This window comes from Ochrobactrum sp. MYb379 (assembly GCF_037479515.1).
Taxonomy (GTDB): Bacteria; Pseudomonadota; Alphaproteobacteria; order Rhizobiales; family Rhizobiaceae; genus Brucella.
In genome coordinates this window covers 62,947-80,164 of sequence record NZ_JBBGYW010000009.1, presented here as the reverse complement: position 1 = coordinate 80,164, position 17,218 = coordinate 62,947, and the positions used below count along the sequence as shown (strand labels likewise).

The window sequence follows — 17,218 nt, the reverse complement described above, 5'->3', positions numbered from 1 at the left end:
CGTGTAAAACGCAACGGGTCTTGATATGGCCTTAACGGTGCTTTCAGGCAACAAGACGCGTTGCGTGATCTTCCTGAGCATAGGCTTTGCCGAAGCGGTTTGCGAGGAATGCATCAAGCGTGATGTCTTCCTGACGAACAAAGCCCTTCTGCGCAATTTCACCCTTAGCAAGCATATCGAGCACAGCACAGATTGCCGAAGCAGTTGTGATCTGGATGCCAGAGCGAACGATCTTGCCAACCTGATTGGCGTAAACCTTGTTCGCATAGGTTTCCTGAACCAGACGGCCGTTCTTCATTCCCGAAACAGTAACGAAGATCACGATAACGTCCTGCAATGTGCTTGGCAGAGCATTCTCAAAAATGTCCTTGAGCACTTCACGACGATGACGCAGGCCAAGATCGTTCAGCAGCGCCTTCATAAGCGCTACGTGACCTGGGTAACGGATCGTGCGGTAGTTAAGCGTGCGGACCTTGCCTTCAAGCGTATCACAAAGCGTGCCTAGACCACCCGAAGTGTTGAAAGCCTCGTAGGTTACGCCGTCGAGCGAGAACTCTTCGCGCTCTTCAAGAGCCGGAACCTTGGTCAGCTGGCCGTTGACGATAGCTTCACATGGTTCGATATATTCGTTGATCAGGCCGTCGGTGCTCCATGTGAGATTGTAGTTAAGAGCATTCGATGGGAATTCTGGCAGAGCGCCAACGCGCATACGGACGTTTTCCAGTGTGTCAAAGCGCTTTGCGAGATCGTAAGCAACGATCGAAATAAAGCCTGGAGCCAGACCGCACTGTGGAATGAATGCAGTGTTTGCATCCTTCGCCAGTTCCATGACGCGCTTGGTGCTTGCAACGTCTTCGGTCAGATCAAGGTAATGCACGCCAGTCTTGGCTGCAGCTTCTGCGATCAGCGTGGTGAGCTGGAATGGAGCCGCGCTGAGAACTGCGAACTTACCGGCCAGAACAGCTTCAAGCGCCTTGGCGTCTGCAATGTCGAGCGCCTTCGTCTTAACTTCTGCACCAGTGTCCAGCGCATCAAGCTGTGCCTGCGAACGATCGATAACCGTTACAGCATAATCACCAGTCGAAGCCAGAAGATCGGCAATGGTCGCGCCAATTTTGCCCGCGCCTACAACAACGATCTCTTTCATGTTTATTCCCCTATAGGTCTGTTTGGGTAATGCAATTTCGATAGACAAAGAATCTCATATTTTTCGGCGAAAAGAAGCGTATAAACTGACGATTTCACGTTGTTTGTTTGTGCAATATGACGTACTTAATATGCATTATGACGACAAATGCCGACCTTGCCCTTATCGCACTGCTACGTGAAAACGCACGTGCATCCACTGCCGACCTCGCACGGAAGCTCAGTGTGTCACGCACGACCGTACAAAGCAGGCTGGAAAAGCTGGAAAAGCGGGGCGTAATTGAAGGCTATACCGTTCGAATCGCTCCAGAATTTGAGCGCGATCTGGTGCGCGCGCATGTGCTTGTAACGGCGCTACCGAAGTTTGCACCAAAGGTGGAAACGGCACTGCGCGGCATCATGGCTGTGCGTACATTGCATTCTGTCAGCGGTCATTTCGACATGATTGTGGTGGTTGAAGCGCCGTCGATTCAGGAATTGGATATTGTTCTCGACAAAATCGGTGCGCTCGAAGGCGTCGAACGCACCATGTCTTCGATCATTCTATCGACACGGATTGATCGCTAATCAGTCTTTCGAACTGCCTTCCCAACCGGCATAAAATACGCCCGGATGCCTTTCCATGAACTGCGTAACAGCATCAATTTCTTCCGGGTCAATCGACGTACTCACAAGGGTCGCGAGAATTTCGACCGTCTCAGCATTGCGATCAGAAATCTCCACATCGCCAACCGGATATTTCGCCTCTTCCAGCTTCTCAACGAGCAGCTCGCGCATTTCTTCCATCGCTTTGTGAGAAGCGATAACGCGAACTTCATAAGTTTGCTCAAGTGCCTGTTGATCGACCGGTATGCGATTGATGAGATTGACCAGCGGGCGAAGCAGCGTATTTCCCAGCAGAACAAAGACCGTCAAAAGAGCTGCTTCGGCCAGCATATCAGTGCCAGCACATGCGCCAACGGCTGCGGAACACCAGAGCGTCGCAGCCGTGTTAAGGCCGCGAACATTCATGCCCTCTTTCATGATGACACCGGCACCGAGGAACCCGACGCCCGAAACCACATAGGCGATAACCCGTAAAGCTTCCGCGTTGCCTGCAAGACGCGCTGCCAGATCAACAAAAGCAGCAGCGCCAAGTGCGACCAGCGCATTGGTTCGCAAGCCCGCCGTTCGCTGACGATACTGACGCTCAGCTCCGATCAATGTACCAAAAATGAAAGCGGCAGTGTAACTCACTGCCGTATCGAGAAACGGGAAAAAGTCGAAAGTATTCAAAAACTGCATATCAAAAACCCAATTTCTGCCAATGCGTTAGCAAATTAGATTAATGCAATTATGACGGTGAAGTCAGTCCACTCAGTTGCCAACAAATTCAAACTTATCGACATCGACCAAACCACGATCTGTGATCTTCAGATGCGGAATAACCGGCAAAGCAATGAAAGCCAATTGAAGAAACGGCTCTTCCAGCACGGATCCGAGTTCTTCCGCTGCATGACGCAGCGTGCGCAATTGTTCGCGTACTGTTTCATATGGCTCAGCACTCATCAATCCGGCTATTGGCAAAGGCATTTCGGCAAGAACTTTCCCATCGCGCACAACAACAAATCCGCCCTCGATTTCACCAAGACGATTTGCAGCAACAGCAATATCTTCGTCGGAAACGCCGACCACGCAGATGTTATGGCTATCGTGACTGACGGTTGACGCAATAGCTCCGGCTTTCAGGCCAAAACCATGCACAAAGCCCGTTGCGATATTGCCATTTTTGCCGTGGCGCTCGACGACTGCAATTTTCACGACATCGCGTTCAAGATCGGGTTCAACGCCATGCGGACCAACTTTAAGATCGAATTCTAAGCTTTCGGTGATGATCTTGCCGGGAATAATACCGATGGCACGGGTCTTGCCGCTGTTAGATTGCGACCGGAAATTCGTTGCACTGACCCTTTGCGCCTTAACGCTGTTACGACCAACTGCGGCAACCGTTTTGCGGGTTGCGAACAACTCTTCCGAAACCACCCTGCCCGCAGAAAGCACGATTTCTGCATGACAGCCTTCAAGACTATCAACGATCACGAGATCGGCGCGCTGCCCCGGCGCCACTAGGCCACGATCATGCATCCCAAACGCGCGCGCTGCCGAAACACTTGCCGCGCGATAAATCGCTAGCGGCTCAACGCCTCCAGCAATGGCTGTGCGGATCAGATAATCAAGATGGCCCTGATCTGCGATATCGAGCGGATTGCGATCATCGGTGCATAATGACAAGAATTGCGAATGTCGTTCAGTGATGATCGGCATTAGCGCATGCAGGTCTTTCGAGACCGATCCCTCACGCACGAGCACATGCATGCCTTTACGCATTTTCTCTAATGCTTCTTCGGCACTTGTCGCTTCATGCTCTGTACGAATACCCGCTGAAATATAGCCATTCAGGTCAAGCCCGCGCAGAAGAGGTGCGTGACCATCGATATGACGTCCCTGAAAGGCTTTGAGCTTCGCCATGCATGCAGGGTCTTTCGAAAGAACGCCGGGGAAATTCATAAACTCAGCGAGGCCAATTACCTTTGGATGATCGGCAAACGGCAAAAGATCGTCGATCAGAAGCTCCGCGCCCGATGTCTCCATATGCGTAGCTGGTACGCAGCTCGAAAGTTGCACACGAATATCCATGATCGTCTCAAGCGAGCTATCAAGGAAATATTTTAAACCTTCGGCGCCCAGCACATTGGCGATCTCATGCGGATCGCAAACGACAGTTGTAACACCCTGCGGGAGCACGCAACGATCAAACTCATGCGGTGTAATGTGTGATGATTCAATATGGAGATGCGTATCGATAAACCCCGGAACGACAATACGCCCGCTGATATCGATTTCCTGCTTGCCCTGATATGTACCGAACGTACCAACAATGCGATCACCGCAGATTGCAATATCGCTTTCAACCAGTTCACCAGTTACGAGATCGAAGAAGCGGCCACCTTTCAACACGATGTCTGCGGGTTCGCGACCGGCGCCCTGATCAATCATCTGTTCCAACATTGGCTCACTCCATTCAAATCATTTTCGGAATCAATTTCCCGAAAATAACACAATGAAGCAACTTCAACGCTGATATTCGATGACCCGGCTTCGGTTAAGAACCAATTCAAGCCTGTTTTCGTCCAGAAGATGCATGCAGATGCGTTTGCTCCAAGGCCCATCCTGCAGCGTAAACAAAGCCCGCCCATTACCCAAATCTTCAAGCGGCATGACCTGACGCGCCGGTCCTATACCCATAATAATGTGACCATTATCCACGGTGAGCGACGCGCCATAAAGCGATGCATTCCATTGTCCGTCAAATTCTTGACCGGCTGGTTTTGGATGTACTGGTCGGAATTCGCGCCTCACATGACCAATTTCACCTTGCAGAACATCACCACCCCACCGCAATTTCATCGGCGATGATGGAGATAAGGAAGAAGCCCAATCTTGCCCCACATCATAAAGCCTATCTTCCGCGCCAAGATAATTTGCTACGCCTTCACGCATTTCGAGCCAAAATGGTCCAGTGTCAGTGACGTACAATCCATCAGGGATGGCAGACGTCTTTTCGGGCAATGAAAGACCGTTCAGAGCCGCCATGCAATCACGTGCGATTGTATATGTATCGGCATCTTCGCGATTACAGACAACGACTATGCCGGTTTTATCAACCGGATCGAGCAAGAAATAGCTTTTATAGCCCGGATGCGAGCCGCCATGACCAATAAACCGCTTCCCGTCGATGTCATTCCAACGCAAACCAAGGCCATATCCTGTCGGACGACCGTCATTTAGAAAATGCTCAGCAGACAACGTCGAAAGCAATCCATTCAAAGCGCCATGACCGGCCAAAAGTGCCTGCGCCCATTTTGTGAGCGCCATGCCGCTACCAGCCACACTGCCAGATGCGGAAAGATGCAATCCCGCACTGCTTTGCTGCCATTTTCCGTTTGCTTTAAAGTAACCCGGAACAAGACCTTTCACAGGATCGGCCCACTCATTGGGGGCTTCCATACAGATATTAAGCGGGTGGCTTAATTCTGATCGCACAAAGTCTTTGAAAAAAATTCCCTTACGTTCGAATGCCGCTTCAATCAGTCTATAGCCTGTATTGGAATAAGATATTTCCGCACCAGCCGGAAAGTTAAGCCGCTCCAAACTGGCAAGGAACTCAATCAGGCTTGCTGCATTCGTATGCGAATATACGGATAGTCCCAACAGCGTCAGGCACTCGCGCGCATCCGGTAAACCACCCGTCATATCCAGCGCACGCGCGACGGTAACGTCAGCAAGCGGGCACTGCAATTCCGGCAAGTGGTCGCCGATCCGATCATTAAGACCAATCAAGTCGGAATGGCGCAACAGCATCGCGCAGAAAATATGCTTGGTGATCGAAGCATAGCGAACAACGGTATTCGCTGTAAAAGGAGTGCCCGTCGAAAGGCTCTCCAGCCCTCCGGCATAAGCGAATTTCACACCCTCAAGATCAAAACCAATGATGACGCCACCCGGCTCATCCTTGCTCCATGTCCTGGAATAATGCTTTGCAGACAACGAGGCTGCATTCCAGTCGGAATGGATGGGCATAAAAACTCCGTCAGGCATTCTCGGACGATGGACTGCCCGCATGTGAAAATTAGTGTTTATTTAAAGCCGCCGAGAAATGAGCCTAACATTACATTAGCAGCTTTGAAGAAAGCCACATAATTGGGATTCGACTGGTGGTGCAAGTCCATGAGTTTGCTGAATTTTTAATTGGGCTTTATAAGAGTGATAAATATTTTTGCTAAGACCTCAAAAACGGGTAGCTGATCCCAAAACCGAAATTGCAAACTCTATTGATGATCGGTTCGGACCACTATCCACATCTTCTGCACATAATTATCGTTTCTTTTTCGTTTTTTTTCCTTTCGCCAATTAACATTTTCGGTTTTATTCTATTAAGGGAGAGAAAAGTTGCCCTATAGCGAATTTGCAGTCATATAAGTGTAATAACCATAATGCAGGTATCGGAACCTTAAGAGTGGAACGAATCCGTTCTTGAAGTTCACGAAACCTCATTTCCGAGGAGGAAATATGCTTACCCGTCTGATCACAACTTCAGCGCTGACTGGCGCCCTTGCCCTAACCCTTGGTTCACAGGCTTTCGCACAGACAGAGCTAAGCTGGTGGCACGGCATGACCGGCGCAAACAACGAAATGGTCAATGAGCTTTCCAAAGAGTTCAACGAAAGCCAGAGCGAATACAAAATCGTTCCAGTCTATAAAGGCAGCTACCCAGAAACGTTGAATGCAGGCATTGCCGCGTTCCGTTCCAAGCAGCCACCGGCAATCATTCAGGTTTTTGATGCTGGTAGCGGTGTGATGATGGCTGCTGAAGGCGCCATGGTGCCGGCAGCGGAAGTGCTCGAAAAAGGTGGCTATAAGTTCGACAAGTCGCAATATCTGCCGGGCATTGTTGCATATTATTCAAAGCCAGACGGCACCATGCTGTCGTTCCCTTACAATTCCTCTTCGCCAATCCTTTATTACAACAAGGACGCTTTCAAGAAAGCTGGCCTTGACGAAAACAACCCACCAAAGACATGGCCGGAAGTTTTCGACGCTGCCAAAAAGATCAAGGCAAGCGGCGCTTCCCCTTGCGGCTTTACCTCGACATGGCTGACATGGATTCAGACTGAAAACTTCTCCGCATGGAACAATGTTTCCTACGGAACCAATGAAAATGGTCTCGGCGGCACCAATGTTGAGCTTAAAATCAACGAACCGCTTTTTGTTGAACATTTTCAGGCTATTGCTGACCTCGCTAAAGACGGTACCTTCCGTTATGGCGGTCGTACTTCGGAAGCCAAGCAGCTCTTCACCTCTGGCGAATGCGCGATCCTGACTGAATCGTCAGGCGGTCTTGGCGACATCATCAAGTCTGGCATGAATTACGGTATCGGCCAGCTTCCTTATTACGAAGGTCATGGCCCACAGAACACCATTCCAGGCGGCGCAAGCCTCTGGGTGTTTGCTGGCCTCAGCGATGACCAGTACAAGGGTATTGCACAGTTCTTCAACTTCCTTTCGCAGACCAACATCCAGCAGAAGCTGCATGAAAAGTCAGGCTATCTGCCTGTGACGATGGCTGCTTATGAAGCAACGAAGAACTCGGACTTCTATGAAAAGAACCCGGGCCGTGAAACGCCAATCCTTCAGATGATGGGCAAAGCGCCAACCGAAAACTCAAAGGGCGTTCGCCTCGTCAACCTGCCGCAAGTTCGTGATATTCTGAACGAAGAATATGAAGCGATGCTTGGCGGTAAGCAGGATGCAAAAACTGCTCTCGACAATGCTGTTAAGCGTGCAAACGACGCGATTGCAGCCGCACAATAATCTGATGAACTAGAGCGTGCCGCCTGACCTCAAAGGGTTTGGCGGCATTGCTATCCGCAAGGAAACTCCCCGTGCAAAATGTTACGTTTCCAAACAAAATCTTACCCTATTTGCTGCTGGCCCCGCAGATCATATTGACTGTGATCTTCTTTTTCTGGCCAGCAAGTCAGGCTATTTATCAGTCCTTCATGCGTGAAGACGCTTTTGGATTGAAATCGACATTTGTTGGATTAGCCAATTTTACCAATGTTCTGTCTGATCCGAATTACCTTCATTCTGTTCAGGTGACGATTGTTTTCAATCTCCTGACGGCATTTGTCGCGATGGGCGCAGCCTTGTTGCTTGCAACCGCCGCCGATAAAGTTATTCGCGGCAAGACATTTTATCGCACACTGCTAATCTGGCCTTATGCTGTAGCGCCTGCCGTCGCCGGTATGCTCTGGCTGTTCATGTTCAACCCTGCCATGGGTACACTGGCTTATATGCTGCGTAGCGCAGGTTTCGCATGGGACCCGCTGCTAAATGGCAATCAGGCAATGGCGATGATTGTGGGTGCTGCCGCATGGAAGCAGATTTCCTATAATTTCCTGTTCTTTGTTGCGGGCCTTCAGGCAATCCCAAAATCGCTGATTGAAGCTGCGGCCATTGATGGCGCACGTGGTGCACGGCGTTTCTGGTCGATTGTTTTCCCGCTTTTGGCACCGACGACCTTCTTCCTGTTGGTGGTCAACACGGTTTACGCCTTCTTCGACACATTCGGCATCATTCATGCTGTAACCGGCGGCGGCCCAGCCAAAGCCACCGAAACCCTGGTCTACAAGGTTTATAACGACGGCTTCGTCAATCTTAACCTCGGCTCCTCCTCGGCGCAGTCGGTTATTCTGATGATTATCGTAATCGCCCTGACCGCATTCCAGTTCCGCTTCATTGAGAAGCGCGTGCATTATTCGTGAGTGAGGCGAACATGATAGAAAAACGCCCAGTCTCAAATCTGTTAGGTCATCTGATCCTGATCATCGGGATCATCGTTGTCGCCTTTCCGATTTATTACACCTTCGTCGCTTCGACGCTGACTTCAGGCGACATTATTCGCCCACCAATTCAGCTTGTTCCCGGTGGGCATATGCTGGAAAACTACAATGAAGCCATTTTCGGTGGCGTCGAGCGTGTGGTTGGTGTCAGCTTAGAGCGTCTTCTCTGGAACTCATTTGTGGTGGCAATGCTCATCGCAGTTGGCAAAATCATCATCTCGTTCATGTCGGCATTCGCGATTGTATTCTTTCGCTTTCCATTCCGCATGTTTTTCTTCTGGATGATCTTCGTCACGCTGATGCTGCCAGTCGAAGTGCGTATTCTGCCGACCTATAAGGTCATTGTGGATCTTGGCATGATCGACACCTACGCGGGTCTGACACTGCCACTTATGGCGTCTGCAACGGCAACGTTCCTGTTCCGTCAATTCTTCCTCACAATTCCCGGCGAATTGGTGGAAGCCGCACGCATTGATAATGCAGGACCGTTCCGCTTTATGCGTGATATTCTGCTGCCACTGTCGAAGACAAACATTGCTGCCCTCTTCGTCATTCTCTTCATTTATGGCTGGACCCAGTATCTATGGCCCCTGCTCGTCACCAATGATGCGAAAATGAACACGATCATTATCGGCCTGCGCCGTATGGTCGATTTCGCCGATGCTTCCACGCCGTGGAATTACGTCATGGTTACGGCCATTCTGGCTATTATACCGCCGATCCTTGTTGTTGTTCTCATGCAGCGTTGGTTCGTCAAAGGTCTCGTGGAAACGGAAAAATAATGAGCAAGATCATTCTTGATAATGTCCGCAAGAGCTATGGCGGCGGTGTTGAAGTCATCAAAGGCGTTTCGCTGGATATTCAGGACGGTGAATTCGTCGTTCTCGTCGGCCCATCGGGCTGCGGTAAATCCACACTTTTGCGTATGATTGCAGGCCTTGAAGGCATCAGCGGTGGCACGATCTCCATCGGTGACCGCGTTGTCAACGATGTGGAACCAGCCGAACGCGACATCGCAATGGTGTTTCAGAACTATGCGCTTTATCCGCATATGTCCGTACGCGATAACCTCGCCTACGGCCTGAAAAATCGCAAAACACCGAAGGACGAAATCGAACGCCGCATTGCAAAGGCAGCGAAGGCGCTCGAAATTGAGCAGTTCCTTGATCGCAAGCCACGTCAGCTTTCCGGCGGTCAACGTCAGCGTGTTGCTATGGGTCGCGCGATTGTTCGTGAACCATCCGCATTCCTTTTCGATGAACCGTTATCGAACCTCGACGCAAAATTGCGCGTGCAGATGCGCGTTGAAATTAAACGCCTGCAGCGTTCGCTAGGAACAACCAGCGTTTATGTGACACACGACCAGATGGAAGCCATGACCATGGCAGATCGTCTTGTGGTGTTGAACGCCGGTAATATCGAGCAAGTCGGCACACCAATCGAGCTTTACGAAAAGCCAGCTTCGACCTTCGTTGCGACCTTCATCGGTTCACCATCGATGAACCTGCTGGAAAGCGGAGAGAACAATGTCTGGCAGCCGGGCAAGGCTGTGACGCTACCGTCAGACAAATATACCTTCGGTGTGCGTCCGGAAGACATTCGCATCATCGAGAATGGTGAAGCGGAAGCTGATGGTTTCAATACCGAAGTTCGTATTGAGGCCATCGAGCTGGTTGGTGCAGAAAGCTATATCCATAGCTCGCTCACTGATGGCAAGCCGTTGATCTTCCGCGTTCCCGGCCGCTCCGAGCATTCGGTGGATGAAGTAGTGAAAATCGGCGCATCAGCAAAAAATATACATATTTTTGGTGCTGACGGTCGCCGCGTAAGCAACTAATTTCAATGCCGGGCGTTCAGGAAACTGAGCGCCCGAAACATAATAAATCCCTTTTATTAGCCGTTTTCGTTTTGGATTTTATGCGCTACACAGCAGTAGAATATTTTTCTCTTTTTGAGGAATGCGCATAGAATGACCCACCAGCAGATACTGTCCTTCGCAGTGATTATTCTCATGATGGGGGCATTTATCTGGGGCAAGTTTCGCTACGATATTGTCGCTCTGTGTTCGCTGCTTTTGGCTGTCGCTGTCGGCGTCGTCCCATTTGATCAGGCCTTTACAGGTTTCAGCGATGATATTGTCATCATTGTCGGTAGCGCGCTAATCGTAAGCGCTGGTGTGGCGCGTTCCGGCCTAATGCAAGAGGCAGTTCAGCGTTTTCTCCCCGACCTGAACAGTGTGCGATTACAGCTTGCAGTGCTTGTGGCAATCGTCACAGTGTTATCCGCCTTTGTTAAAAATGTTGGCGCACTCGCCATCATGATCCCGGTCGCTTTTCAGTTCGCGCGGCGTTCAAATGTGTCGCCTTCTACCTTTCTGATGCCGATGGCATTTGGTGCGCTGCTTGGCGGATTAATGACGCAGGTGGGCACTTCACCCAACATCGTTGTGTCGCGCATTCGTGGCGAAATGGTTGGCGAACCTTTCACCATGTTTGACTTCACCCCGGTTGGTGCAGTTCTGGCAGTTGTGGGCCTTATTTATCTGGTCTCGTTCTATTGGCTTGTGCCGCAGCGCACGCGCGAAAGCGTATCACTGGATGATGCCATCAAGATCAAAAACTACGCCTCGGAAGCAAGCGTTGCCGCAAATTCTTCGGTCTTGGGAAAGCGCATCAGCGACCTCATAAAGCCCGCCGAAGGCGAGGCTATGGTGACGTCGATCATTCGCAAGAACAGCCGCATCACTCCGCTGCCCGATACGATGCTTGCCGAAAATGATATCGTGCTCCTAGAAGGCGATCCGAAGGCACTGGATACTGTTGTCAGCTCTGGCAAACTCACGCTGTCCAAAAACCGCAATCCATCGGACACAAGCGGTTCGACTGAGATTGAAACTGTTGAAGCCGTTATCGGAACCAATTCCCGCCTCGTTGGCCTTAATGCGCAACAGCTTGATCTTTATGCACGTTATGAAATCAACCTACTGGCTGTCAGTCGTCCCGGCCAGCGCATTTCAGAGAGGCTGAGCGAAGTGCGATTAAGCTTTGGCGATGTCGTTGTTCTGCAAGGCAGACAAGCCAATCTCTCAAACTTCCTGACCGAATATGAACTGTTGCCGCTCGCACGTCGCAAGCTCATGCTCGGCAGTGTCAGACGCGCACTTATTCCGCTTTGCATTCTGATCGCAGCAATTGGAGCGACCGCTTTCAGCCTTGTGCCGGTGGCAATAGCGTTCTTCGCGGCGGCGGTCGCCATGCTGCTATTTAAAGTTATTCCTATCAACGAGGTCTATGACGAAATCGATGGGCCAATTCTGGTCATGCTTGCAGCGCTGATACCCGTGTCAGACGCGCTGCGCACCACCGGCGGAACCGAACTCATTGCACAATGGCTTTCCAGCATCGGTCATGAATTGCCACCATATGGTGCCCTGGCGCTTATTCTCGTCACAGCCATGATGGTAACGCCATTTCTCAACAATGCTGCAACCGTGCTTGTCATGGCACCTATTGCCACAAGCTTTGCCTCCGGACTTGGCTTCAAACCGGAAGCCTTCTTGATGGCTGTCGCAATTGGTGCGGGTTGCGATTTCCTCACACCAATCGGCCATCAATGCAATACGCTTGTCATGGGGCCAGGAGGCTATAAGTTCAGCGACTATCCAAGGCTTGGGTTGCCCTTATCGATCATCATCGCACTGGTGACTGTACCAGCACTGATGTTCTTCTGGCCTCTACGATAGCTCGTCCTTTAGAGAACGAACCCAGTCGAGACTTTCCATAACGATTTTCTCGATTGGGTCAGCAACATCCACACGGAAAACCAGCGCTTCACCAACGGGGCTTTCAAGTGTCGCAAGCTGGCTTTCCAGCATTTTAACCGGCATGAAGTGGCCAGACCTTTGCCCCATATGCTGATGTAAAACGTCAAAACTACCATCAAGAAAGACAAACATCAGCGAACCGCCAGAAGCCGCACGCATTCGGTCGCGATAGCTCTTTTTCAACGATGAGCAAGATACCACAATACCGTTATGGGCAGCGGCGAGCCGATCACCAATCTGATCCAGCCAAGGCCAGCGGTCTTCATCCTGCAACGGAATTCCAGCCACCATCTTATCGACATTGGATTGTGGATGCAGGCTATCGCCCTCCAGAAAAGGCAAATTGAGCGCCTCTGCGAGTTTTTCGCCAACCGTTGACTTTCCAGAACCAGAAACACCCATCACAACAATATGCACGTTCAAGATCCTTAAAATGTTTCGAGCTGAAGATTAACGCGGTTTGCAGCTCCAACAACATGGAGGCGCATAACGTCACGCGCTTTCAGCGGATCACGCGCAGCAATCGCATCACGAATGGCAACATGCTCAGCGATGGTGATCTCGACAATTTCCTCCAGAACTGCACGCGCTCGCGCTGCGCGGATGGCCTGACTGATACGTTCCGCAATAAAGCCTAGCACCAGAGGGAAATATTCATTGTGTGTAGCGCTCGCAAGCGCACGATGGAATGTGAGGTCAGCGGCGATCCCATCATCGGACCATTTTTCACCGCCGGTCATCTCAGCTAAGGCTTCATCCAACTTGCGCAAATCGTCTGCGGTGTGATGCACCGCAGCAAGCCCCGCAGCCTCAATTTCCAGCGCCATACGCAACTGAAAGAGACTGCGGAAATGATCACGGTCGGCCAATGTTTCAGGCTCAATGCGAATAGCATGGCGGCGATCGGGCTCGGTCACGAAGGCACCGACACCCTGCCGGGTTTCAATAAGCCCTTCGTTACGCAATTGGGCAATCGCCTCCCGGATGACGGAACGACTAACACCAAAGCTTTGGGCGAGACTATGCTCCGTGGGCAATTTATGCCCCGGCAACCAACTGCCTTCACTTATCTGGCGGACAATTTCAGAAGCAATACGAGCGGGAAGCTGTTCGTTACGTCTGATTTCACCGAACATCGTATGCTGCTCCCCTGTATCCTCTGCCATTGATTTGTAGTGAGTTTTTTATCAAGTCAAGCGAAAGCTGACAGCCAGATTTTTATAACCAGGTTCTGCGCTAAATTGCGGGAACGCATCTCCAAAAATCGCCATGTTTCAAACAAGCTACGCATAAAAGTAGTTTTCAAATGCCGATTATACAGTTATCAGACAACCCAACAATATAATTTGGAGGAGTTAAATTGTGATGCCGTTTGCAGGGCCGAAAGCCCATAAGATACGAAACTTGGCGTCGTTCGACCTCCGCACCCAATTTAAATTCGCATTTTGAACTGAACACACCGGGAGGAATATCCGTGCAAGACAAGCATACTTTGAACTCGTCCATCATTCTGCCAGAAGACAGCGCTTCCGCAGTGCTTATCGGACGCGTATGGTCCAAGGCCGAAAACGGCCCCTGCCCTGTACTCGTCGCCAACGGTCATGTTCATGATCTATCCAGCATTTCGGCAACCGTTTCAGGGCTTCTGGAGCGCAAAGATCTGGTAGCCGAGTTGAAAGACGTAAGCCGCTTTGCTGATCTTGGCGCACTTGATGATTATCTTTCCGGCGAAAAAGGCGAGTTGCTTGCACCGATTGATCTCCAGTCGATCAAGGCAGCGGGCGTAACCTTTGCCGACAGTATGCTTGAACGTGTAATCGAAGAACAGGCAAAGGGAGACCCGACCCGTGCGTTGGAAGTACGCAAGCGTCTGGCGCCTGTTATCGGCGACAGTCTGCGCGGCGTCGCTGCTGGCTCTGAAAAAGCCGCACAGGTTAAAGCTCTTCTTCAGGATATGGGCCTCTGGTCGCAATATCTCGAAGTCGGCATTGGACCGGATGCGGAAATTTTCACAAAATCGCAGCCAATGTCTTCGATGGGTTGTGGTGCAACAGTCGGCATTCTGCCAATCTCGCAGTGGAACAACCCAGAGCCAGAAGTTGTGCTTGCTGTTGCCTCCGATGGCCGCATTGTCGGCGCAACGCTTGGCAATGACGTTAATCTGCGTGATGTTGAAGGTCGCTCGGCGCTTCTGCTCGGCAAAGCCAAGGACAACAATGCATCCTGCGCCATTGGCCCGTTCATCCGTCTCTTCGACGGTGAGTTCACCATGGATGTTCTGCGCAAGCTTAAGCTTTCGTTACATGTTACCGGAACTGATGGCTTTGAAATGACCGGTGAAAGCCCGATGGAAGCGATCAGCCGCGATCCGGAAAACCTTGCTGGCCAGATGATGAACCGTAATCACCAATACCCGGATGGTGCAGTTCTTTTCCTCGGCACGATGTTTGCACCAGTGAAAGACCGTCGCGGCGCAGGCCAAGGCTTCACGCACGAAATCGGCGACAAGGTTGAAATTTCAACGCCCAAGCTCGGACGTCTCGTCAACTGGGTTGATCGTACTGATAATTGTGCCGAATGGACTTTTGGCATTCGAGCGCTGATCCAAAACTTGCAAAAGCGCAATCTGCTCGACAAGATTTAAAACTGAAAGGCCGCATATTATAAGATATACGGCCTTTTATATTAATTCAGTGGAATAGCATTTCCATCTTTGGAACTCTGATAAGCATTCGACATCTTATCATATTTGGCTCGGATGGCATCAAGCCGCTTTTCGAGACGAGCCCGATCTGGCTCCGAAAGCGATGCCACCATTTTCGGAATGGAATGGCTGTGCCAAAAACTATTGTCGTGGTTGTAGCCACCCGGCTCAAGCGTGAAAACTTCCTTGAGAATCTTCAGATCATGCGGGATCGAAAACGCATCGCGTGAATCTTCATGGCTGAACAAATAATAGAAATTATCAAAACCACTCCACGTGATTGCCGAAAGGCACATTGAGCACGGCTCATGTGTGGAGAGGAAAATCATGTCCTTGGTTTCAGGACGCCCTTTTTCAGACATCTCGTAGAAACGCTTGATGGTGTGAACTTCACCATGCCAGAGCGGATTCTCTGTCTCGTTATTGGTTTCAGCAAGCACCAGCGATAAATCGGACTTGTTGAGCAAAGCCGCACCAAAAACCTTGTTGCCGTCAGCAACGCCCTGCTCAGTTAAAGGTATGATGTCGTTTTCAATGACTTCAATCAGTTTCTCAAGCAGCTTCAATTCATCCGATGACATAACTCGACTCCTTTAGTGCAAAAGAAAAACGCCGGGGTGTTGCCCCGGCGTTAAAATTTTATTCTGGGAAGAATGCGAAGCGGATCACGAAGAGCGCCGCGACGATCCATGTCGCCAAGTGAACCTCACGAACCTTACCGGTTACCGTCTTCAAAACGACATAGCTGATGAAACCAAAAGCCAGACCGTTAGCAATCGAATAGGTGAGCGGAATTGCAAGCGCTGTGAGTGCAGCAGGTGCAGCTTCGGTGATTTCGTCCCACTTGATTTCGGACAGTTCGCGCATCATCAGACACGCGACATAGACCAGCGCTGGTGCTGTTGCGACAGCAGGCACGGAGCCCGCCAAAGGCGAAATGAAGAGCGCTGCAAGAAACAGCAGAGCGACAACAAGTGCCGTCAGGCCCGTACGACCGCCAGCCTGAACGCCAGAAGCACTTTCAACATAGGCTGTTGTTGAAGACGTGCCGAGCAGCGAGCCACCAAGAATTGCGGTGCTGTCTGCAAACAAAGCTTTACCAAGACGATTTGGCTTGCCTGGTTCGATAAGACCACCACGCTTGGCAACGCCAATCAGTGTGCCAGTCGCGTCGAACACTTCAACAAGTACGAACACCAGAATGACGTGCAGAATGCCCGTATGCAGCGCACCCATGATATCGAGCTGCATAAATGTTGGCATCAAGCTTGGAGGTGCAGAAAACACACCATTAAACTGTGTGATGCCGAGCGAGATCGATGCAACGGTAACAACGAGAATACCGATAAGGATCGCACCGCGAACCTTAAGTGCATCCAGAGCCGCGATGATGAAGAAGCCAGCAATTGCCAAAAGAGGACCAGCTTCACGCAGATCACCAAGGCCGACGAGCGTTGCTGGATTATCGACAACGATTCCTGCAGTCTTGAGGCCAATAAGCGCCAAGAACATACCAATACCCGCAGCAATAGCGCTTCTAAGCGAATGCGGAATACCTTCAATCAACCAGCGCCGAATACCTGTGACAGTCAAAAACAGGAAGATAATGCCGGAGATAAACACCGCACCGAGCGCCTGCTGCCATGAAAAGCCCATAGCGCCAACAACGGTGAAGGCGAAGAAGGCGTTCAGGCCCATGCCCGGAGCCATACCAATTGGCCAATTGGCAACGAGTGCCATAACGATTGAACCGAGTGCCGCCGCAAGACAGGTTGCGACGAAAACCGCGTTTCGATCCATGCCCGTGCTGGACAGAATATCAGGATTGACGAAGATGATGTAAGACATAGTCAGGAAGGTTGTCAGACCAGCGATCACTTCCGTTCTCACCGATGTTCCGTGTTCCTGCAATTTGAACAGCTTTTCCAGCATGATCCCTCCAGGGCAAAAAGCGCGCGTTCAAAGGCACCCATAAACCGCCAAAGGCAATTGCTTGCGATTGGACGTTGAAAATCGGTGCAATCTATTGCGATTGCCGTATTTGTTAGCCGCAGCCGCTTATTAGCGAGCGGATTTGTTCCCCATACACCCAAGTCGACAAAA

15 protein-coding genes are annotated in these 17,218 nt (G+C 50.8%); 7 read left to right on the top strand and 8 right to left on the bottom strand.

All coding sequences use genetic code 11. The features are described 5' to 3' along the window. Positions 1–43: 43 nt before the first annotated feature. Positions 44–1,183: a saccharopine dehydrogenase family protein gene (locus tag WH356_RS16625; RefSeq protein ID WP_339512870.1), complete on the bottom strand. Its 1,140-nt coding sequence runs from the start codon at positions 1,181–1,183 to the stop codon at positions 44–46. 101 nt (positions 1,184–1,284) lie between these two features. Here WH356_RS16625 and WH356_RS16620 point away from each other — a divergent pair, with 101 nt between their 5' ends. Continuing rightward, positions 1,285–1,713, top strand: a complete 429-nt coding sequence (locus WH356_RS16620) for an Lrp/AsnC family transcriptional regulator (protein ID WP_339512758.1) — start codon at positions 1,285–1,287, stop codon at positions 1,711–1,713. On the opposite strand, the gene WH356_RS16615 is transcribed toward WH356_RS16620, so the two are convergent. The 3 genes from WH356_RS16615 to WH356_RS16605 all read right to left on the bottom strand — a co-directional run bounded on the left by WH356_RS16615 (position 1,714) and on the right by WH356_RS16605 (position 5,766). Beyond that, a complete protein-coding gene (locus WH356_RS16615) occupies positions 1,714–2,430 on the bottom strand; it encodes an MgtC/SapB family protein (protein WP_339512756.1) in 717 nt (238 codons plus the stop codon). A 72-nt stretch (positions 2,431–2,502) separates the two neighbouring features. Continuing rightward, on the bottom strand, positions 2,503–4,194 hold the full coding sequence (gene ade / locus WH356_RS16610; protein WP_421565970.1) for an adenine deaminase: 1,692 nt from the start codon (positions 4,192–4,194) through the stop codon (positions 2,503–2,505). A 63-nt stretch (positions 4,195–4,257) separates the two neighbouring features. Further along, positions 4,258–5,766 carry a serine hydrolase domain-containing protein gene (locus WH356_RS16605; protein WP_339512754.1) on the bottom strand — a complete coding sequence of 503 codons (1,509 nt, stop codon included), beginning with the start codon at positions 5,764–5,766 and terminating at the stop codon, positions 4,258–4,260. A gap of 489 nt (positions 5,767–6,255) precedes the next feature. On the opposite strand from WH356_RS16605, the gene ugpB reads away from it, so the two are divergent. From ugpB to WH356_RS16580, 5 genes are all read left to right on the top strand, one after another. Continuing rightward, positions 6,256–7,557, top strand: coding sequence for a sn-glycerol-3-phosphate ABC transporter substrate-binding protein UgpB (gene ugpB, locus WH356_RS16600; RefSeq protein WP_339512752.1), 1,302 nt, complete (start codon positions 6,256–6,258; stop codon positions 7,555–7,557). A gap of 71 nt (positions 7,558–7,628) precedes the next feature. Continuing rightward, entirely contained in the window at positions 7,629–8,510 is an 882-nt protein-coding gene (ugpA, locus tag WH356_RS16595) for a sn-glycerol-3-phosphate ABC transporter permease UgpA (RefSeq protein ID WP_250042341.1), read from the top strand. A gap of 11 nt (positions 8,511–8,521) precedes the next feature. Further along, the gene (gene ugpE / locus WH356_RS16590; protein ID WP_339512749.1) at positions 8,522–9,370 is read left to right on the top strand and encodes a sn-glycerol-3-phosphate ABC transporter permease UgpE; all 849 of its coding nucleotides are present in this window, start codon (positions 8,522–8,524) and stop codon (positions 9,368–9,370) included. Beyond that, positions 9,370–10,425: a sn-glycerol-3-phosphate import ATP-binding protein UgpC gene (locus WH356_RS16585; RefSeq protein WP_339512747.1), complete on the top strand. Its 1,056-nt coding sequence runs from the start codon at positions 9,370–9,372 to the stop codon at positions 10,423–10,425. Before ugpE ends, WH356_RS16585 begins: the two co-directional genes overlap by 1 nt. 132 nt (positions 10,426–10,557) lie before the next feature. Then, positions 10,558–12,330: an SLC13 family permease gene (locus WH356_RS16580; protein WP_339512745.1), complete on the top strand. Its 1,773-nt coding sequence runs from the start codon at positions 10,558–10,560 to the stop codon at positions 12,328–12,330. On the opposite strand, the gene WH356_RS16575 is transcribed toward WH356_RS16580, so the two are convergent. Beyond that, on the bottom strand, positions 12,322–12,813 hold the full coding sequence (locus WH356_RS16575) for a gluconokinase (RefSeq protein WP_339512868.1): 492 nt from the start codon (positions 12,811–12,813) through the stop codon (positions 12,322–12,324). The genes WH356_RS16580 and WH356_RS16575 overlap by 9 nt on opposite strands. A gap of 26 nt (positions 12,814–12,839) precedes the next feature. Then, complete coding sequence (locus WH356_RS16570) at positions 12,840–13,547, bottom strand: FadR/GntR family transcriptional regulator (RefSeq protein WP_339512743.1); 708 nt, start codon at positions 13,545–13,547, stop codon at positions 12,840–12,842. Between the two features lie 338 nt (positions 13,548–13,885). On the opposite strand from WH356_RS16570, the gene WH356_RS16565 reads away from it, so the two are divergent. Further along, positions 13,886–15,055, top strand: a complete 1,170-nt coding sequence (locus WH356_RS16565) for a fumarylacetoacetate hydrolase family protein (protein ID WP_339512741.1) — start codon at positions 13,886–13,888, stop codon at positions 15,053–15,055. 41 nt (positions 15,056–15,096) lie between these two features. Here the strand turns inward: WH356_RS16565 and WH356_RS16560 are convergent, their stop codons facing one another. Both WH356_RS16560 and WH356_RS16555 read right to left on the bottom strand, forming a co-directional pair. Next, positions 15,097–15,696 (bottom strand): nucleoside deaminase, encoded by a 600-nt coding sequence (locus WH356_RS16560; protein WP_339512739.1) that lies wholly within the window; start codon positions 15,694–15,696, stop codon positions 15,097–15,099. 58 nt (positions 15,697–15,754) lie between these two features. Further along, positions 15,755–17,047, bottom strand: coding sequence for an NCS2 family permease (locus tag WH356_RS16555; protein WP_339512737.1), 1,293 nt, complete (start codon positions 17,045–17,047; stop codon positions 15,755–15,757). Positions 17,048–17,218: the final 171 nt, after the last annotated feature.